The following is a 20952-nucleotide window of genomic DNA, read 5'->3' on the forward strand; positions in this document are numbered from 1 at the left end:
CGTCTTCAACGATCGTGGCCGATTGTCTCAGAACAAAAGCGGCCGATCGATACCGGACCGGATTGCCGACGCTCGTATCCAGCTGGCCGCCGAGAATTTGAGAACCGCGGAGGCCGCACGCGAAGCGGAGCACCCAGACTACGTACGACTCATCCGGTCACTGCGACTTACCGTCGCGCAACAACCGCTCACGCATCTTCAAACGGTCCCCCACGTGCACGATCGGGGCACTCGTGACGACTTCCTCTTCGACGCATCAGGTTTCCACAAGAAGATGACAGTGGGCGACGTCGACCGCATCGGCACAATCACCCTGCGGCCCGGCATACCGGAGGGCCTGCGCCGCACCTCCGCACTACTTCGCGCCTTCATCCGCACCGAATGGACCCACGACGTCGTCGCCTTCAACCGCGCTGAACTCGACACGGAGGACCTGGACGGCTTCCTGTTCGGCACGGATCGCGCTGCGTTGAGGTCCCTGGTGGAACCCTTGCGTGACCTCCAGGACGACCGCTGCTTCTACTGCAACAGGCGGATGGCCGGCGATGTCCATATCGACCACGTGGTGGCGTGGTCGACGATCCCGATCGACGGTGTCGCCAACCTGGTCGCGGCCGATAGCCGGTGCAACCTCGACAAGTCCGCGAGCATCCCGGTTCGCGCCCATGTCGACCGAGCGCTCGAGCGACGACACCTCACCGAGATTGCACGCACAACGCGGCTCCCGCTGCTGTATCGACGGACGTCATCCGCGGCCGAAGGGCTGTTCGCCTCCTTGCCCGTCGGCTCAATTCTCTGGCGCGGGGTACGCGACTACGAGCCGCACACGGCCTGAGCCGGCCCCGCCGGAACGCCTGCAGCCTTCGTGGAGGCGGATGCGGCGGCGCATTAGATCGGCCATCCACGCCGGCGACCGCCCTGAAGACCAACAGGACGTCACGACCCGGGCGAAAGGTTTCCGCCGGTGCTGACGATCCGGTCGCAACTGCTGCTCGACGCCCCACACCGCGTCGGGTCGGCGACCACGTCACTCGTGTGGCTGTGGTTCGGAACGCCAGAACCGATCGAACGTGTTCCGCAACGGTACGTTGTGAAGCGGACCATCCGTCACCAACAGTCAGGGTCGACGTCACTCCTCGCCCCTGCAAAGCACTCATCCTTTCGGGTCCGCCGATTGTCTTGCGCCCGCAGCGCGTGTCCGCCGCCGACGTGCGCTTGTCGATCGAAGCTCCCGAGATTTCACATCTCGCTCGCGGGGATCGCCTGGAGAGGCCTGCCCCCAGATCCACCTGTCGTGCCCGGTCGAGCTCAACCGATGAGCGTGATAAGAATTCAGCATGGGAATCGAAGATCTCCAGTCACTGGTATCGAACTTCTCCGAGCGCCGAGACTGGTCTCAATTCCACACCCCGAAGAACCTTGTGATGGCACTCAGCGGCGAAGTCGGCGAACTCACCGAGATCTTTCAGTGGCTGACTCCCGAGCAAAGCGCAGCAGTCGGTCAGGATGCGAAGACGCGTGCGCATGTCGAGGAAGAGGTCGCCGATGTATTCATCTACCTGCTGCGGCTGGCTGAGGTCCTAGATATCGACCTCGCCGAAGTCGTGAGGAAAAAGGTCGAGCTGAACGACAAGAAGTACCCGGAAGAGGAGTCACGGGGCAGTGCGACGAAGTACACAGAACTAGGGAAAAGCTGATGTCGCTCTTCGCGCTGGCGCCCTGCTGACCGCGAGAAATCGCGGACATAGGGCTACGTCCGGGCCGCGGCGCCAATTACTGCCGCCTGGCAGTTGCCAGCAACGTCGGAGGTGCGGGCGCGAGCGATGGTGTTGTCGAACTGGTCACCGCCGAGCGTCCCACAGAAGGCAGGCCACCCGGTGTCCGATAGTCGCCTACGGTATCGGTCCCAACGCCCCTGACCACAGGGTCTGTGTCAACGGCGAGCCGCGTCCGAGACAGAGATGGACACTTTCGTCCGAACGTGGCGTGTCGGCGGCCAATTGGTGGAAGCAGCCACTCCTGGGACTTCGCGGGTCCTTCGGCTGACATGGCACACCGCTGCACGAGCCGCCGATGCAACTCGGCTAATCTGAGTGTTGCGGCCCGACGGACTTCCGCTGCGATTCGCAGCTACGGACATGCCCCCACCCGCACGACTGGATTCGTGCTGCCCGGGGGACCCCACTGTGACCTTGCTTCGTACCTCTGCCGACCGAATTGTCGGCATGGCTCATCCCGAGTCCCTGGCTGAACAGCTACTGGAGCAGATGCTGTTCAGGACCGGCCACCGTGCCAGCGAAGCCGAGCAGAAGTCCTGGAGCCGAAGTCTTCCGGTCTTGGCCCGCGACTTGGCGGACGCAGGTCTGGGCGGCGTGGAGATGCTTGTCGAGTACCACCTTCCGCTGACATCGCAGCGAGCAGATGTCGTGCTGGCCGGCACCCATCCGGAGACAGGCGCGCCGTCATACGTCGTAGTCGAACTCAAACAGTGGTCTACAGCCTGTCGTTACGAGAACAGCGCGGAACTCGTCGAAGTACCAGGCATGCCTGGCGGGCCGAAGCTGCACCCCGTCGCGCAAGTGAAGGCCTACTGTGAGTACCTCGCCGACTTCGCAAAAACCCTCGCCGACCAGCCTGACGCGCTCGCAGGAATCGCGTACCTCCACAACGCCACAGATCCGGGTGCGGTTGCGGATTTGCGAGCCTTTCCTGCAACCACCACCGCGCGGCTCTTCACCGCAGCGGACCGGGGCGACATGCTCACGTTTCTCAAGACGCGTTTGTCCGCCACGACGGGCCACACCGCGGGCGACACCCTGATCCGCTCCGCGGTTGCTCCCTCCCAACAGCTCCTCAAAGTTGCGGCCGCCGAAGTCCGCGACCGACCACAGTTCCATCTTCTAGGCGCGCAACAGCTCGCGGTCGACCTGGTCCTGCATTCCGTCGAGCAGGCGCGGGCCAACGACGGAAAACGCATCATCGTGGTCACAGGAGGGCCGGGAAGCGGCAAGAGTGTGATCGCGCTGTCCCTCGTCGGTGAGCTCGCTCGACGAGGCCGAACGGTCCTGCACGCAACCGGGTCCCGATCATTCACGCAGACTCTCCGCAAGGTGGCCGGCGCACGCGCCCCTCGAGTGCAGAAGATGTTCAAGTACTTCAACCAGTTCATGACCGCAGACCGCAACGGGCTCGACGTGCTTGTGCTCGACGAGGCCCACCGCATCCGTGAAACGTCCGTTGACCGGTACACCAAGGCGGAGCTGCGAACCGACCGCCCCCAGATCGACGAGCTGATCGCCGCCGCTCGCGTACCGGTATTCCTCCTGGATGAACATCAGGTGGTTCGTCCCGGCGAAATGGGTTCACTCGAACAGATCCAGCTTCACGCCAAGACGATCGGCCTCGAGACGCAGCACGTCCACCTCGGCGAACAATTCCGTTGCGGTGGCAGTGAGGAGTACGTGTTGTGGGTCAAGCGCCTCCTCGGGCTTGTCGAGGGTGGACCCTACCTGTGGAGAGGCGATCCGCAGTTCGCGGTTCGCGTCGCCGATACACCGCAGGAACTGGAACATCTCCTCTCACAGCAGCAGGAGCGCGGCTACACCTCCCGAATGACAGCCGGCTATTGCTGGCCGTGGAGTGACGCAAACAAGGACGGTTCACTACCCGCCGATGTCCAGATCGGCAATTGGTCACGGCCCTGGAACAGTAAGAGCGACAGACACGTCGGAGACGCACCACCAGCACCGTTGTGGGCTACCGCGGACGGTGGTTTCGACCAGGTCGGTTGCGTCTACACCGCGCAGGGATTCGAGTACGACTGGAATGGCGTCATCCTCGGACCCGATCTCGTGTGGCGCGACGGCCAGTTCAAAACTGTTCGCTCCGCGAATCGCGACCCCGACATGCGGAACACGAAAAGGGTCGACGATGTGCGATTCAACAAACTGGTACGCAACGTCTACAAGGTGCTCCTCACTCGCGGGATGGTGGGCACGGTCATCTACTCAACAGACGAGGGGACACGAGACGCTCTCCACGCTTTCGTAAGCGAAACCAACTGAGTCACAGCACTACCGAATCAATCACTGCGAACACGAGCACGGCCCGACAGGCTTCCACTTCAGGATATGCCTCCACCCGGTGCGATACCGGATAGGCGCACGAGCGTTGGCTACATGGGTACTGGTCAATCAAAGAACTATCCCGATCACTGGGACTTGGCGCGGAAGGACGGATTTTGGGATACACGGCCACGCACCAGGATCGAACCGGCTGACGATGTCTTCTTTTGGATGGCCGGCACGGGTCTCATCGGATGGGCCCGAGCAACGTCTGCAACGTTTGAGTTGAACTCGTCCCATCCGCCTGCGCACTGGCACGATGTGGCCACCGGAGGATACCGGTGGCGCTTCAAGTTGGAGGTTCAGAGCTCCGCACCGGTGCGACAGCCACCGTGGAAAGAGATGGCCGCGGCTACCGGAATCACCGTCCCAGCGAGCAATGGTCGCATCGAGGTGAAAGACGCTATAGGACGAGCATACTTACGCGCACTGTTTGTGAATGAGCCCTCATTCGATCAGGCCTTTCCGGACGGACTCACTGCCTATGCGCCCGGTGACGATCTTCGCAAACGTGCACAGAGAGACATCGCAGTACGTCAAGGGCAGGGCCAATTTCGCAGCTCTTTGATCAATTCATACGACAGCACCTGTGCAGTTACTGGATCAACGGTCCTCGCCGTATTGGAGGCGGCACACATCGACCGCTACTACGGTGTCCACACAAATCACGTGGTCAACGGCCTGTTACTTCGCGCCGATATTCACACGCTGTTCGACCTCCAACGCATGACCGTCGACCAGGATTTGCGCGTAAGAGTCGAACCTGGCCTTATTCACACGGAGTATGGAAGTCACGAGGGCAAGCCTTTGAGACTGCCCTCTAACCCCAACCACCACCCGGATCGCGAAGCTCTGCGCCGCCATTGGCAGAGCTGCGATTGGGCGAACTTTTCGCAAAACCAGTAGCCCCTACGTATCCAGCGTGGCCGTAGACACGAATGCTTCCTGGATCTCTCGAACCAGACAGCAACCTCTTTCGTTTCAATGAGCCCGCCGACAACATCGGACGCAGGAGCCTACATCCGAGCAGTTTGTGCCGCTGATTCAGTGACTACCCCGCTGACCGAAACTTTTCATAGCTTGCCTCAAGTAGTTCCCGATCGGGTCGCTCAGCCCGGACCGGCGGAACTACCATCAGCTTCTGACCGTGCCGTTCCTTCAAGCCATATTCGAGCATCGGTCCGTCGATCTCGATGAGCAGGTCTTGTCGAATTTCGACCACAAGGTCAGGTCGGATACCCAGAATATGCGCGTCGAATGCCGCATGGTGAATCTTGCACATCGCTAGCCCATTTCGAACGGAAGCGATGCCCCCATCGTCAGAGTCTGGCACGATGTGCGCCGCGTCCAGAAGTTGGCTATGTCCGAGCGCGCAAACCGCGCAACGGGTGTCATACGCGCGCATCACAGTGGACCGGAAGACGGGCTGATGCAATCGCCGCTTTGTCTCCGCCACGATGTATCGACGGAGATGCTCCTCCAGAGGCGACTCGGTCCGGTGCAGATCACGCGCGACTTCCGTTGCCACAACGAATTGATGCTGTTCAGCTTCTTCAGCGACAATGAATACTGGGTAGATCGGCTGAAAACGACTCGGACCCACGCCATAGAACCAGATGAGCGGAACCTTCAGCTCCATAGCGGCACGAAGACCCCGGTTGTCCATGTTCTCGGGATCCTTCCCCGACCACTTGTAGCGAAGGAGACCATCTGCACCGACGGTATCCTCGTACGGTCGTTCTTCACCAACACGACGGTAGGTGGTGCTGATCGACAATGCGGAGGCGAGCTGACGCGGCTTTCGAATTCCGCGAGTGGGATCCATCAAACGGAACATCTCGCCGTCGATAGAGAAGTCGAGCAGTTCCTGTCTACTGATCGAATCGAGACCGTCATTTGTGCGGACTGCCAGAAATCTCATCGCCTCACTACGTAGACGTGTATCAAAATCCGATGCGACGTTGACACCCTGAGAAATATCCACCATCAACTGCTCCTCCACGTACTCAGCCTTCCTGCCGCTATTCACATTGAGTCGTAGAAGGGTCGCAGGATGTCTGCGGCTGGCTCCTCTTTCATTGCTTTCAGCAACTTGGACTCTATCTGCCGGATTCGCTCTCGCGTAACACCATAGACTTTTCCGATTTCATCGAGGGTGTGCGGATCCGATCCGGTCAGCCCGTACCGGAGCCGGATGACCTGGGCGTCCCGCTCGGACAGCGGCGAAAGCACCGACTCCAGCATTTCGTAGAAACGTCTACGATCAGCGACTTCTTCTGCAACGACGGCCAGGTCGTCCTCGAAATCGAGCCCGTCGTGTTCTGCATTGTCGGTGAGCACATCAAGACTCAGCACCCGTTGGTTGTACTTTTCCAGATCACCGATGTGTTCAATTGTGGTGTCCAGCGCAGTCGCGAGCTCGCTCGGCGTCGGCTCCCGCCCGGTCTCCTTCGTCAGGCGCGTACGCTCCTTGCCCAGCTGGTCGATCTGCTCGACCATGTGCACCGGAATTCGAATGACCCTGGACTGGTCAGCCAAGGCACGAGTGATCGCCTGCCGAATCCACCACGTCGCGTAGGTCGAGAACTTGAATCCGGTCTTGTAGTCGAACTTCTCGACGGCCCTGATCAATCCCAGGTTGCCTTCTTGAACGAGATCGAGAAGATCGAGTCCCCTGCCCTGGTACCGACGAGCGATCGATACGACCAACCGCAAGTTCGCCTCGAGGAACCGCCTCTTTGCACGCTGTCCGTCACGACACATCCGATGCAGGTCGCGGTGTCGCTGGTCGGACAACTTTTCGCCGGCGTCCTCGGCCTCCTCCAGGAGATAAGCCGCATAGAGCCCGGCCTCGATCCGCTGCGCGAGCTCGGATTCGTCTCCCGACACGAGTAGGGAGCGCTTCTTGATCGACTTCAAATACGCGCGAATCGAATCGACAGTCTCATACTCGTCGACATCAGTGGCCGCCTCTGCACCTGGATCGCTATCGTCCAATTCGGGAGGAAGGGCAGTCTTGCTGTTGCTCGCATTGTCGACGACACCCGGTTTTGGACGCGGAGCTGCCTGCTTCGACGATCGCGTGAGTTGCAGCGCACCCTCTTGCTCCGCAGCGCCCTTCTGCTGCAGCCCTGTTTGCGAATGTGCCGCGGGCTTGGGTGCCTGCGGCATTGGAGGACGATACACAGGCTCGACAGGGACTCCATCGAGCCCTTCGACCACGCGCTCGACAGGGGAAGCCCGAACGACGACGGTGACGTCGAGCGCCCTGAGCGAACGAGCCAGCTGCTCGAACGCGTCATTCGAGCCGGCGTAGTAACGCACGGCGTCGGGATGACCAATCTTGCCTCGCCTGTCCGACCACACGTCGAGGTCGAAACCCCGCTCGATGATGTGGACAATTCCAAACTCGGAAGTTGTTCCCCCCGTGAGCCGTACTTCACCGATCTCCGAAATCGGCAATCGCCGCGGCGCAGTGGCAAATGCCAACGCCACTGACGGCGCGAGATCTTCCCGTGTTATCCAGACGTACCCGCCATGCAGAAGTACCTGCCCGTCGAAGCCGTCGTACCGATCGACTGTGATCATGAATTACCGCAGCACATCGCCCTTGGTGGCGCGGGCCTGCACCCGCTCCACTATCCGATCGATCAAGCGCGGCGGAGTCTTCCAACGCATCGCGGCTTTGTCATAGTTCATCGAGTGCTCGGTGACGATGTCCTTCAACTGCTCCGCGTTCAGCGTCTTCAATCGTGCCCGCAGGCCCGCTTCACCCGATACCTCGAACACCGAGAACGGATCGAGGACACCCTTGGAACGCGTGGTCGTGTTACGCGCGGCGGCAGGCTTGGGTGAGGCAGGAGGCGCTTGAATGCCACCGGCGGTGAGTGCCTCACCCAACGCCTTCGCGAAGCGCGGCGTACGAGCTGCTTCGTCCGCGACCGCCTGGACCATTCGAGCCAGGGCCACCGCGACCTCAGGATGGGCCTTGCCGAGCGTCACCAACGACGTCTCCGCATCGGAGGTGACCCGCCGCAGTCGCAGCTCGTCGACCGTCAGGTCTCTCCCGCGTGTCTCTCCTACGCCCATCCCAACCTCACCTTTGCCGTAGCCATGAAATCCTGTGCCAGATCCCGTAGTGCGGTGAACTGACCTTCCGCTCCGTACTTCTGTCGGAGAGTGCCGAAGTCCGCATACTCTGCAGCCGCCGCAATCTGATTCGCCTCCGGGATCAGGGATGGAAACACCATCGTGATGTCCCTTCTCCGGTTCAGGTCATCAACCGTGTTTCGGTGGACCGGCGACGCCTTCCGGTACTTGGTGATCACTACACCCAGTTCGACGATTGGCCGTCCCCAGCGCTCGCCAAATTGCGCGATCCGTTCCTGAACCGGACCGATCCCGTATGTCGACATCACATCGGGGATGGTGGGAATTATGTACGCATCCGCGCAACGTAATCCGTTGAGCGTGATGGTCTCGAGGTTCGGTGGGCAGTCGATCAGCACGTAGTCGTACTGATCGATGACGGGCTTCAGGGCGCGCAAGAGGATGCCCGTCGAATCATCCGACACGAACCCTGCTCCCGCGATCCTCTCCTGCAGACCAATCATTTTCAGCGAGGACGGAAGGAGATCCACCGTCCGCACCTTGCGCAACGGCGACACGGAGCGCTGGATGATGCTCGATACGTCGAACTCGAAGGCGCTGCCGCCAGCTGACATCGCCCCCTCGAACAATGCCGCCAAGGTGAGGCTCTGCGAGTCGAGCTCGCCCCAGTGACTCTCCCCAATCATCATCATCGTGAGGTTGGTCTGAGGGTCGAGGTCGATGAGCAGTACCCGTTGCCCGAACTCGCCGGACAGCATCTCACCGAGGGCAGCCGTGGTCGTAGTCTTCCCCACCCCACCCTTGAGGTTGATGGTCGCGACCACGTGCGTCATGACGGCCCTTTCCTGCTGCAACTTTCAACAATGCACAAACTAGCGTGTGGATCCGACACGGACTGGCACCGCGGCTACAGCAGGTTCGCCAGCACGTTGGCAATGTCGGGCTTCTCGAGCCGACTCATTGCGGTGGACTCCATCCGGCCGACGTCGACCGCCGTCAGTGCGAGCGTCGCGGCTACCTCCGGCAGACTCATCGGCCGGTGACCACCTAGCCCGAACCGCAAGATCACGACACCAACTTGGTCCGGTTCGAGCACCGACAATCCTGTCAACACGATATCGAGGTCGTCGGCACGCGGGTTCTCCGCGACTCGGCTCAGGACAGCCCGCAGCTCAGAGCCGGCAGAACCGAGAGTGACCGCCGCGGACTCCACAGAGTCTGCCTCCCCCACCAGTCGCTCAGCGGTTTCCCGATAAACGGCGTCGGACGAATCCACACACAACCCGTCGAACGACTCGACCCCACCGAGCCAATCACGAAGAACTTCCGCAGCCTGTTCCGCGTCGACGGTGATCAGCTCGCACGCGATACCCGTCAGCTGTTCGAGAAATGTGCCGTGAGCACCCAATTCCGGGTCCTCCGCACTCCCCTTGGCGAACAGTACGAGGAAGGACGCGTGTCTGCCGTCCTGCTTCGGACGAATGATGCGACCCATCCGCTGGATCATCTGCCGCCGACTCTTGCTGCTGGCGAGGATGACGCCCACATCAGCTTCCGGAACGTCGACACCTTCGTCCAACACCTTCGGGGCGACCAAGGCCTTCATCGCCCCGCTCTTGAACGCACCCAGTAGCGTGGTGCGGTCGGTTCGGGACAGGTCACTCGTATACGGCGCCGCGAGCACGCCTTCCTCGAGAAGCACCTCCGCAGCCGCACGCGACGATTCCTTGGTCTCGGAGAACAGGATGCTGCGTCCGGTCTGTGCCAGCACTCCCCCGAGCTCTCGAACCGTCTCGAGTTTTCCGGTTGCTGCCGCGAGCAGTGCACGTCGCTGCGAGAACGCACGGAGGTAATTCCGGGCAGCCCACGTGGCGCGATCAGCGCCGCCTTCGCTGAGTTGCTGTACCTCACGCATGAATTCGCCGAAGGGTTCCCCCGTGCAGCCGTACTTGTGGATCAGGTTGCCGCGCTCACGCTTCGCCGTTTCGTCGAGCTCGGAGTAGGCGCCCTGTTCCGCCTCCGAGAACGGTACGGCAACCAACATCACCCGGACCGGAGCGAGAATGCCATCGCGGTGTCCTCGGTCGTAGTCGCATCCCGAGATGACAGCCTCGAAGTACGGCAGAAGATGTTGTTCGACGCCGTCATCGGTGCGCTCGAATGTGGCGGTGAGGCCCAGCCGTTCGGTGAACTCATCGGTGAGTAGACGTGAGAAAGTCAGGGCGCCGTACCGGTGCACCTCGTCCGCGACCAACAATGCCGGACGAGTCGGCGTGGGCGCATTGTGCTGGATCGCGGATTGCACAGTGCTCACGAGGATGTCGCTGTTCGCAAAACTATCCGACGACCCGGCACCACGACGACCGACACGACGACCCGGCAACGCCTCCCGAATTGCCCGATGCCACTGGTCGAGGAGGTCTATGCCGGGAACCACCACCAGCACCGACAATCCGCGAGACAGCGCCTCTGCGGCGGCGACGATACCGAGCGTGGTCTTACCCGTGCCGGTCACCGCTTCGACCACCGCACGGCGACCCGCTGCATTCCACGCATCGAGCGCTTCCTGTTGCCACGCGCGCAGCTCGAGGCGTTCGGCGGCAACCGTGAATGCCGTCACGGCCTGGCCCATTCCGGACCGTCGGCACCGGCACGCTTACGCAGCAAGCCTTCCCGCTCCAGCTCGGCGAGGACGGCCGAGAGCTCGCCGTCCGGGAGCCGAGTGATGCGAGAGCCGCGTTCCATCGTCACCGGGCTCGTCCATGCGGCGGCGGTGAGCACACTCTTTGCAGAAGCACGTTTCGCAGAAGGCAGGCTCGCCCCCACCGTGTCGGGCGCCATGCGGTCCTCGGAAAGGACATACTTCCCTTGGGCGATGGCGAGTGTTTCCTCGGACACCAACGCGTCCAGTGTCTCCCGCATCAACACGTCGTCAGCCGGCAGTCGTCGGTGTAAATCGGTCCGAGTCACCGGTCGCTTCTTCACCTCGGCGACGATGAGAGTGCGCAGCAGCCGCGGGGAGAACTCCTGGGGACCGGGCTCGGGACGCGAACGGGAAGGTGCGACGGGTGTGTCAGATTCCGTCTCCAGAGGTTCAGCGAGTGCGTAGCGGATGTCCGGCTTACGCCCCACCTTGTCCATGAGGTTCTTGTGCGCCAGCTTTCGGAGCGCCGACCAGATCTGCGCACGGTCGAGTCGCCACAGCTCAGTGAGCTCGGCGGTCGACACCGGACCGGACTTCGCTGCCGCGAGTAGTCGAGTGAAGAGGTAGTCGTCAGGTCGCGGAATAGCGCTTTCGGGCATCACTTCCCATGCCGAAGCAGAAACCGCTGGAGAGGGGTCAGAAACTACCTCGGGTACTGACGTCTCGACCTCGGCGGCTATCGGTGCCGGAGGCTTTATTTCTGCCGGTTCCGGCGTCGCGACCGCCGGCTCGGCCAGGTGCAGTACCCGCTCAACCAGATCGACGTCCACCGTCGGCTCAGCTGGCAATGGGACGGGCAGTAACTCTGAGGGGAGCACGTTCGCTAGCTCCGCCTCAGCCACGTCCTCGGCGAGTGACTCGTCGTCGGGCAGTACCGGTGGCGTCCACGTCGAGGTCGAGACCGACTCCGCTGTGGAGACGGACCCGGGCGAGATTCCGCGCTTGTCGAGCTGAGCCCACAGCCCGCTCAGCGAACCGACGGGATCCAAGTAGTACTCCGACTCGCGGATCCTCCAGAACTCCCAACCGCAACGCTGGAGTTCTCGTTCGCGCTCCATGTCGCCGCGCACCTGTTCCGGTGATGTGTGGAAGGCGTCGCCGTCGCACTCGACCGCTAGCCGACCTGCTGCACCGGTGACCACCAGATCGATGCGGCGATTGTTCACCTCCACCTGTGGGTTCACGTGATATCCGCGTGCCACGAGGTCGAGGTAGATGCGCTGTTCGAAGAGGCTGTCGAAGTCTCGGTGGCGCTCGTCTCGCGTTACCCCCTCCGGCATCGGATTTGCCGGTGCCGGCGAGGTCGACTGCATGTAGGTGAGCAACGAATGCCGTAGGTCGGTCGAGCGCAACGAATCTGCCGTCCTCGAATGGAACAGCCACAGCTGGTCCTGCGCACGTGAGGCAGCCACGTTGTAGCGGCGTTGGTAGTCGTTTTTCGTCATCGCCGATATTTGCTGTTCGGGTGCGACCACCATCGACAGGAAGATGACGTGCCGCTCGTCGCCCTGGAAGTCGGGTGGTGTTCCGATACGGAGCCGCCGCTCGTCCCACACGTCGATGTCCAGGCGCTTGAGAAGCTCGTTTTGGATGACGTCCACCTGCGACTGCCCCTGGAGCACCACGACACCGAAGGTCTTGCCGTCGTATGCATTGTCGGACAGGCATTCCTCGATGGCATCGACGATGGCGAGTGCTTCGGGCCTGTTCGACAGTGTGGCGTTTCTCCCGGTAACGACACCGCCCTCCACATAGGTGGTGCGCAGCGGGGACAACCGGTCTGCGCCGAACTGGCGTACAGGCACCAGCGGCGCGTCGCGGTAGAACTGGTTGCTGGACCAGTTGATGATCTCGGGCATACAGCGGAAATGCTCGCGTAGCCGGATCACCTGACCAAACCTGGTCCTTAGCAGGGAGAACAGGCTGTCGCGGGGGGTGAAGCTGTTGCGGAGGTAGCCCGGCACGTCGTGCAGATACATGTCGAGGCGGTCGAAGATTCCCTCCAGCGCGCCGGACGATACCTCGCTGGGAGCGCACTGCTTGTCGTCGCCGACAACGATCACTCGCGGTGCAAGCCACAGCAGGAACAGACTGCTGATGTCGGCCTGGCTGGCTTCATCGACGATCACGACGTCGAAGGTGTTAGGTTCCGGCGGAATCGACGCGAGTACCTGCTGGAGCGGCATCACCCATGCGGGCACCGCACGCTGCGCGATTTGCATCGCTTCACGAGCCGAAGCGCGATAGGTCTCGGCATACTTGCCGGTGCCCTTGCCGATCGCCGACACATGCCCGCGGTATGCCTGCAGGGCCTGCACTTCGGTTGCCGTCATCCGTTGAAGACAACCCAACCAGGCGCGTTCCGCCGCCAGCCGCGCCGTCAGCTGGGCGATATCAGCTTCGGCCGTCGCGAGGTCCAATTCCTGCCGCTTGTCTCGGCCCACCTCGTGCTGGCGCTGCACCCAGGTGTGAGCGCGACGCCAAGCCCACGCCTGGTCGAGGTTGTCGAGGCGCGTCGACCATCTCTCGTCATCCGCGGTTTCAGCGATCAGCGTCGCCAGTCCAGGAGCGCTGCCCTCGACCTGCCCGCGCAGGGTGTTCAAGTAGCGCTCTTCTTCTTGTTGCTGCCGAGCCGTCGCAAGATCGGAGAGCGCTCGGGTGATTTCGTCGAAGTCTGCCGAGCCAAGCCCCTCGATCAAATCGACGCACTCGGGGGCTGGTGCTCCACCACACACCGCCGACACCTCGGCACTGAGTTGACTCATTCGGCTGCGGGCATCGTCCGCGTCATGAGTCGCCGCGACGGCGCCGGCCGCGGCCGCGAGTGCTTGCGCATCCGAGACGCTTCGGATCCGAGGCGCGGCAGGGCTGATGCCGAACAATACCTCCACCAGACCGTTTGCCTCGGCGACTAGCGCATCGACGTGCCTGATCTGCACGACCGTCCGGTGCAGTTCATTGATCTGCACTGTGCGTGAACCGTTGACGTGGACGACGATGCCGAGATCCCCGAGGAGTGTTGCGGCACTCTGCACGCAGTCGAGTGCACGAAGGTGTTCAGTGACTACGCGCGCCGATTCTGCGGTGGCGGCGTCCTCGCCGTCCACTGTCGCCAGTGCGCCCAGCTCCTCGACAGCCTTCTGTTCGTCGCTCTTGCGAAAACGGGTTCGCCACTCCACGCCCTTTTCCATTGCGACGGCCAACGCGCCGTAGGCATTCAAAACACGGCGCCCGGCGACCTGAGTTTCGACGCGACGCGAGCCGACGAAGGCGTCGCTGCGCTTGGCCATGTCGAGCAAGGCTGGCACCTCTGCGGTCCTCGACCACAGATGTGACGTGTGACCCGACAGCACACCCTCGGCAGCGTTCTGGAACGCCGGCTCCAATGCACGAACCTCGGCAACACGGGCCTGCAGGCGCTCGCACCGGCGTTGCACATCCATCAACGTCGGCGCCGGAGCTCCGCCGAGCAACTGAAGAACATGAGCGGCCCCCGGATTGATATCCGCGGGCCGGATGGATGCACGCGTGCACAGCTGCTGCAGCTCGGGCATCGACGGAAGGAGGTGGTCGACAGTCGGCAGGTACTGGTCGAGCCGCCCAGCGCGGGTCGGGTTGGATCGTAGGGTCAGCGTGATCAGGGTTCGGAACTGTTCAGCGGTGAGCGGGGGCGCGTCAGCATTGACTGGACCTGGGAGCCAGTCGAAGAGCTCCGCCCGGTTGGTGACCTCACGAACGATTGCTGCCGCAGTGCCCGAGTACCCCGGTGCAATTTCCGGATGCTGGAACGTTTCGGATTCGCGCAGGGCGCGGATGTCTTCGGTGATCTTCGCGCGGCGACTCAGCGCCTGCCGACGTCTGTCGGTGAGATCCGCGATCCGGGAATCGGCATCGCCTTTGCTGAACGAAGCTTTTCGGGTGGCGATTTCGGCAACGCTTTTGTTGAGCTCGTCGGAGCCACCGCGTCCGACATCCGTGATGGAGACACACAGTTCTTGCATCTCCTCCGGCAACTTGTCCCGCAGCACCCGCAGCGCCTGCGACTTCTCACTCGTGACGAGCACGCGCTGCCCGTTCGCCAGCAAGGCCGAGACGAGGTTGGCAATGGTGTGCGTCTTGCCGGTTCCGGGGGACCTTCCACCACGACGCCGCTGTCGTCTGCGAGCCGTTCGATGATCTCGCTCTGCTCGCGGTTGGCGGGCAACGGAAACAGCGGGTCTTCAGCGAGAGCGGCCGACGGCGCGGACCCTGTCCGCTCGAGCCACGCGACTCGCCCGTCCGGCTCGATGGCCGTCACGAGCTGTGCAAGCCCGAGAGGAACCGTGCTGTCGTCGCGTTCTGCAGCAGCGATCATCGTCTCGTAGTACTCGACGAGCGCGAACGCCCCTCGCTTCCGCAATACCAGCGCCGGCGACGGCGTGAGAAGGCGACCGGAGGGCGAGTCTGTCCCGCTCTCTTCGACCTCTACGTTGGTGGTGAGCGCACGCGTGGCCCATTCCTTGAGGAAAACGAGAATGTTCGCGTCGACGGGAGACGCTGATTCGTGCAGCCGCTCCTGGAGAGCCCGTGATCCCGATACGTCGAACACGTCGAGACCGGTGAGCAGCTGGGTGTCCTCGAGCCTGGGCGCAGTGTCCGCGTTGAGTCGTACCAGTAGGTCGCCGGTGGTTTCGTCGCGTTCCACGGTGACCGGCTGCGTAACGATGTGCGTGCGAATGTCCTCGCCGGCAACCTTTGCCGACAGCTCCAGCAACCCGGACGCCAATACCAGCTCGACGGACTCGGGGCGCGACACCATTTCCTGCAAGGCGTGCTGCAGTGCCTGGTAGAGCTCCCAGTACGGCCGTCGCTCCTGGTCGAGCTGAGCCCACATTCGCCACTCGGACAGCCACCGTGTGAATTCGCCCTCGACGGCCGGTGCGTTGGGCGCAATTGCCAACGAGGCACGCGAGTCTGTGGGATCACCCTGGATCCATTCACGAAGGTTTCGAGGCACCTCGGGCGGCTCTTCCAACGCGACCCGCCGCGACCGAATGACTACTTCACCCGCGGTAACTTCGAAATCCACTGACACCGACAGGCGGCTCTCGTTCAGCCAGATGATGTCGTCGTGGAGGCGGAGGTTTCGGACCGGCTTGGTCCTCGCTTTGACCAGTTCCTGCAGGAACTGCATGAGCCGCTGAACCCGATCTTTGAGCTGGGGGTCGTCTTCCCGAACCTCCACCGAATCGCCCCCTTCGTGCCTGTGCGCCTACTGCGCACCCGTACCGTGTAACAGGGTAATGACCAGGTAAGACACGCGCGCGACGGAGTCCTCAATTCCATCCGCGGTATCCGCTACGTGAATGACACGAGTCCTACCGTGGAAGTCCTAGAAGATCCCAGCGATTCCTTCCGTGAGCCACCCGATCGAGTTCGATCGCGTGATGCCCTTTCCGCTCGCGACGAGGATCGCGTGCCACCCATGCATCGGTCGCTCGCCTGATGCCGTCTGCTACGTCTTTCGCGGCGAGAATGTAGATCGACTTGGACGAGGCCGACAGATCGACGAATGCCCAGAAGTCCGCGCCGGTGTCGTCGTTCGCCAGGCTTTCGTCGCTCTTCTGCGCCTGCCAGGTGCCCGCGGTGCGCGTCTTGACTCTGACGATCAGGGGCGAAGCACCCGGGCGAATGATCCGCACAGCTGTACGTCTTGACGTCGTCACGCGTTCGCCATGCGCGCCCTTCGCGCGGACGGCCTTCAGGAACCAGTCGATGCCCAAGTCCGCGGTGCCGGCCTGCTTCGATGGGCCTGATTGCTGAACACCCGGAAAGGCAGTATGGACGTGTCCGACCGGTGCGCACTCGGCCGGCATCTCACCCTGACGCTTCGAGCCGAGTGGACGGCCCGACCTGTCGTGGAGAATCCACAGCTCCCAACCATCAGGGTCGCCTGCCTCGCCGGGATCGTGCCGATTGATCACCGCGGCCGCGGCCGACGACGGATCCGGAAAGCGGCGCCCCTTCAGCTCGCCCTTGGTGATGTTGGTTTCTCCTGACGCCGCGTCGCACACTGCGAGCGTGCGAAATCCCGCGCAGTCGAGGTACACCCGCCATCGACGTCCGACCGCGGCTGATCCGACAGGATCCTTCACCGCTGGGGGCGCGGGAGCAGTCGGCGCCGGTGTCGCCTTCGAGACCGGCCTCGGCGCCGGTTTCACGCTTCGGGGCGGCGCGGCTCCCGGGGCCCGTGACTGCACGGGCGTGACAAGCGGCTTCGGGCTCGCCAGTGGTGATGCCTTCACACCGGGTGGTGGCGTCTCCGGCACTTCTGGAGCAACGATCTCCCAGAGCTGCGCCAGGCGCATCGTAGACAGGGCAGCTAACGGCGTGCCCGCGACTGCAGCGGCCAGCTGTTTGGTGCCTGTGTCTCTTCCGAGAGTCGAGGCCAGCCGTGCGAGTTCGCGGAGTCCCAATTCGCGATCTTCCTCGGGCACCGAGATGTGGCCGCCTGCTACGAACCAGCCGTCGCACACCCAGCCCCACGTCATTCGTGCATCGTCGTCGGGTGTGTCCAGCTCGTCAGCGAGTCGGCTGAACGCCTCCCCGTGCAGCTGGGACTCGTCGAGCAGGCCGGCCTTCATGATGATCTCGTCGACCGACGCCAGCCCTTCAAGCGCATCGAGCGCAGACAGGAACTTGTCAGCCGACTCCTGCGGTGGCTCCTCCGTGTGAACCACTACCTCGCAGTATTGAGCCAGGCTTCTGGTGAGCTCGAGAATGGCGGGTGTGGCCGAAGCGTCGCACAGTACGACGTCGGGGTGGCTGACGACTCCGTCGTCGGGAGCTTTAGCACCCTGCACGTGTGTGGACGAATCCGGGCCCGTCCTCCGACCCTGGAACGAAGCGGCACCGCTGCACAGCGGATAGCAACGCTCGCCGCGGATGGGTGGGAAACGGAAAGTTTGCCTCCGCGGCTAACTCCTCGCGGGTAATCCACACATACGGGTGGTCGATAAGGATCTGGCCATTGATGCCGTCGTACCGCTCCACCGCGTCTCCCTCCCACTCAGGCGTATGCCGGGATGCTCACTGGGTAGTCGGCCCGGTGGCGTAGTGCGTTACGGTCTGTTCATAGTTCTCTGCGAGTCTCTGCGGTCATAGACACGTATGACTCCGACGTTCGGATCGAGCGCGTCGCACAAGACACCGCCAACCTCTGGGTAGTCCACTTCGACGACATGGTCGGATGCTCTGGCTATTGTGAGGTCGAACAGCGAACACGGGGACGCCGATCTGGTCGTCGTCCGCAGTCTCGAAAGGATCCACTATGGGCGTCACCCTGGCCAAAGGCGGCAATGTTTCCCTGTCGAAGGCGGCACCGGACCTGACAACGGTGTCTGTGGGACTCGGGTGGGATGCGCGTAGCACCACCGGCGCACCCTTCGACCTCGACGCAAGCGCCCTAGCCACCGGCCAGGACCGCAAGGTGCTCTCCGACCTTCACTTCGTGTTCTACAACAACCTCCGCTCCCCCGACGGTTCGATCGAGCACACTGGCGACAACCTCACCGGCGAGGGAGATGGCGATGACGAATCGATCAACGTCGACCTGTCCGCCGTTCCGCCGAACGTCACAAACATCTTCTTCCCGGTCTCCATCCACGACGCCGACACCCGCGGCCAGTCCTTCGGGCAGGTCACCAACGCCTTCATCCGCGTCGTCGACAGCACCACAGGAATAGAACTCGCTCGCTACGATCTCACCGAAGACGCGTCCAGCGAAACCGCGATGCTCTTCGGCGAGGTCTACCGCCACAACGGCGAATGGAAGTTCCGAGCCATCGGTCAGGGCTACGCCTCCGGACTCGCCGGCATCGCACGCGACTACGGCGTCAACATCTGACAACTCCGTAGAGCGCCGGGTTCATCACGCCCGAACGGCCCCAGCGAGAAGGTGAAACAACTTGGCACCTGACTCGCTGGGGCGTTATGGCCCGAGCACATTCGGTTCGATGCGATTCGAACCATCTTTTGCCAACCAGGCAATATCGCTCAGCTGGTAGACAAAGTCAGCCGGGCCTCTTCGCCATTGCTAAGCGCCTCGTCGTCGTCCGGCCCGAACTCGGCTTCAAATTCGGCGTCGAGGTCAGCGCGTGAAATATCGTCACTGACTACGTCATCGACAGGTATCGACTTACCCGTCGCTTCCTCGATGAGGGACACAAGCTGCCTCTTCCGATCAGCCATGAACGCTTCGAATTCGTCTGACCGAAGCAGGTTCGGATTGATCAGGTGGCTCGAGAGATACCCATCCAGAGTCCCCGCGGCGATGACCGGCGCGTTCCCCTTGCCTCGTTCGAGACCTGCCAGGTAATGCGATGGAGCCTCGCCGCCGATGATTCTGTTGGTCCTGAAAGACAGCGGGGTCTTGTTGATGATCGAGTCATACACGGAACGCTGGATCCCGTTCGTTTCACACCACTTCTTTGGGAAAATGTGGTGGATGTCCACGTTCTCGCCGAAGAACACCGTGTGGTCGAACTCCTGACCTGATCGGAAGTCCTTCGCGCCCTTCAACATCAGCAGCGCATTCACTCCCTTGTACGCCGCAGACAAGCGCATCCTCATCGTCTTCAGTCGCTCCGCGCGGAACGATGCATCGAGCACTGTAGTCGGCTCCGGACCTCCGCGCATCCACTCAGGAACCTCAATAAAGTCCTTGGCAATTCGGTTCTCCGTCGTGGAGCCGTACAGCTCGCCAAACACGCCGTTCCAATACCAATTGACAAGCTTCGCGTGATTTGTGACATGGTCGACGTCATCGCCGATGTCCGCCAAAATCGCCGCGAGGGGGATTATCTGGGTCTGGTACGGAAGGTCGAAGATGCGATAGATGTGGAGCCGATGAAGGAACTTCGCGGCCGCGACGAATCCCTGTTCGACCTGGTCTTGGTACTTCACGTACGCAGAGAGCGGCAAATTGAGAAGCGCCTGACGATTACCGATCACCTGCGGCAGCTCCTTGCCAGTCTTCCCCACAGCAGCGGCATCTCGGCGCTTTTCACGAGTATGAAAAAGCGAGATGACATGCAAGAAGTCGGTGTTTGACACTTCCGCAAGAATTCCCGATTTCGCGTCCGCGAGGCGGTGCGTCCGCGCCAAGCGTGCCTGCCGGCCTACGGTCGTCCCTTCACCGAACCAGTCCTTGCGAAGTTCGTAACCCTCTGCGGCGTACATGGCGGTGATCAGTTCAAATGCGTCGAGCGCCTTACCGCCGGTGTTCACCTTCTCGAATACGACGCAGACGGCTTCCTTCGACGTGTCCTTGTCGAGGGCGATCACCGGGACGTGGTAGCCGGTGAAGTTGTCAACTATCTGCTCCTGGAACGCGGTCAGCAGCGCCCACTTCTCCTGCAGGTTGTCCGGTTCTTCCTTCACGAAGTAGTTGATGAACTCCTTCTGCCACTCAGGGAAGTCGAACACCATCGACACCGGGAACATCAAACTCTCGAACTCGCCTATCCTGGTCGAAAGGTCGAGCTCCGTCTTGCGTCCAAAATCGCTCCTGATGACACGGTCTTCCGGAACGCCGAAGATCGCATCCTCCCTATCGACCAACGGGTCGAGAGCCTTCTCGATGTCGATGTAGAACCAGCGCTTCACCTGCCGCTTCTTGGGTGTCACGGTCTCGACCACCTGCTTGCGCAGTGTCACTTGGTACAGCGACGTCATGCGCTGCTGGCCATCGAGGAGGAGTGCCGACGGCGTCTGCTCTGCCGCTACACCGGGCGCCCCCTCTACGGGCCTCGGCTTGAACTCGACACCCCCGCCCGTCTCCAAGGTCATCAGGGCACCGACTGGGAAGGCCCTGGACACCGAGGCGATGAGACTGCGAATCCGCTCCTCGTCCCAGACCCAGCTTCGCTGAAAGTCAGGCAACTGCAGCTTCCCCTTTTCACAGTCCGTCAGCAGCTCCCCAAGGAGGATGGGATTGGTCTTGAACATAGCTTTCGCCACGGTGACACCTCAATC

Annotated in this window: 12 protein-coding genes and 1 pseudogene; 5 read left to right on the plus strand and 8 right to left on the minus strand. The window is 62.1% G+C overall.

Features of this window, described 5'->3' with window-relative positions; translation table 11 throughout:
* Positions 1-214 precede the first annotated feature (214 nt).
* The 4 genes from CJ179_RS53860 to CJ179_RS51885 all read left to right on the plus strand — a co-directional run bounded on the left by CJ179_RS53860 (position 215) and on the right by CJ179_RS51885 (position 5030).
* Positions 215-835, plus strand: a complete 621-nt coding sequence (locus CJ179_RS53860; protein WP_306454275.1) for an HNH endonuclease — start codon at positions 215-217, stop codon at positions 833-835.
* Between the two features lie 502 nt (positions 836-1337).
* Positions 1338-1697 (plus strand): nucleotide pyrophosphohydrolase, encoded by a 360-nt coding sequence (locus tag CJ179_RS45490; RefSeq protein ID WP_095865807.1) that lies wholly within the window; start codon positions 1338-1340, stop codon positions 1695-1697.
* A 489-nt stretch (positions 1698-2186) separates the two neighbouring features.
* Positions 2187-4064: a DNA/RNA helicase domain-containing protein gene (locus CJ179_RS45495; protein ID WP_373560193.1), complete on the plus strand. Its 1878-nt coding sequence runs from the start codon at positions 2187-2189 to the stop codon at positions 4062-4064.
* 402 nt (positions 4065-4466) lie between these two features.
* Complete coding sequence (locus CJ179_RS51885; RefSeq protein ID WP_179377895.1) at positions 4467-5030, plus strand: HNH endonuclease; 564 nt, start codon at positions 4467-4469, stop codon at positions 5028-5030.
* 145 nt (positions 5031-5175) lie between these two features.
* Here the strand turns inward: CJ179_RS51885 and CJ179_RS45505 are convergent, their stop codons facing one another.
* The 7 genes and pseudogenes from CJ179_RS45505 to CJ179_RS53490 all read right to left on the minus strand — a co-directional run bounded on the left by CJ179_RS45505 (position 5176) and on the right by CJ179_RS53490 (position 17027).
* A complete protein-coding gene (locus CJ179_RS45505; protein ID WP_257016186.1) occupies positions 5176-6126 on the minus strand; it encodes an HNH endonuclease in 951 nt (316 codons plus the stop codon).
* Between the two features lie 23 nt (positions 6127-6149).
* On the minus strand, positions 6150-7712 hold the full coding sequence (locus CJ179_RS45510) for a sigma-70 family RNA polymerase sigma factor (protein WP_218834924.1): 1563 nt from the start codon (positions 7710-7712) through the stop codon (positions 6150-6152).
* 3 nt (positions 7713-7715) lie between these two features.
* A complete protein-coding gene (locus CJ179_RS45515) occupies positions 7716-8213 on the minus strand; it encodes a hypothetical protein (protein WP_011594616.1) in 498 nt (165 codons plus the stop codon).
* Positions 8204-9067, minus strand: a complete 864-nt coding sequence (locus CJ179_RS45520; RefSeq protein WP_095865810.1) for a ParA family protein — start codon at positions 9065-9067, stop codon at positions 8204-8206. The genes CJ179_RS45515 and CJ179_RS45520 overlap by 10 nt, the downstream gene beginning before the upstream one ends.
* Positions 9068-9141: 74 nt before the next feature.
* The gene (locus CJ179_RS45525; RefSeq protein ID WP_257016187.1) at positions 9142-10854 is read right to left on the minus strand and encodes a DEAD/DEAH box helicase family protein; all 1713 of its coding nucleotides are present in this window, start codon (positions 10852-10854) and stop codon (positions 9142-9144) included.
* Positions 10851-16111 (minus strand): annotated as a pseudogene (locus tag CJ179_RS53865) (AAA domain-containing protein). Before CJ179_RS53865 ends, CJ179_RS45525 begins: the two are co-directional and overlap by 4 nt.
* Positions 16112-16295: 184 nt before the next feature.
* The gene (locus tag CJ179_RS53490; RefSeq protein WP_257016189.1) at positions 16296-17027 is read right to left on the minus strand and encodes a hypothetical protein; all 732 of its coding nucleotides are present in this window, start codon (positions 17025-17027) and stop codon (positions 16296-16298) included.
* Between the two features lie 1220 nt (positions 17028-18247).
* Here CJ179_RS53490 and CJ179_RS45540 point away from each other — a divergent pair.
* The gene (locus CJ179_RS45540) at positions 18248-18823 is read left to right on the plus strand and encodes a TerD family protein (RefSeq protein ID WP_095865812.1); all 576 of its coding nucleotides are present in this window, start codon (positions 18248-18250) and stop codon (positions 18821-18823) included.
* 149 nt (positions 18824-18972) lie between these two features.
* Here the strand turns inward: CJ179_RS45540 and CJ179_RS45545 are convergent, their stop codons facing one another.
* Positions 18973-20937 (minus strand): DUF262 domain-containing protein, encoded by a 1965-nt coding sequence (locus CJ179_RS45545; protein ID WP_095865813.1) that lies wholly within the window; start codon positions 20935-20937, stop codon positions 18973-18975.
* Positions 20938-20952 lie beyond the last annotated feature (15 nt).

It is taken from the genome of Rhodococcus sp. ACS1, assembly GCF_002300155.1.
Taxonomy (GTDB): domain Bacteria; phylum Actinomycetota; class Actinomycetes; order Mycobacteriales; family Mycobacteriaceae; genus Rhodococcus_F; species Rhodococcus_F koreensis.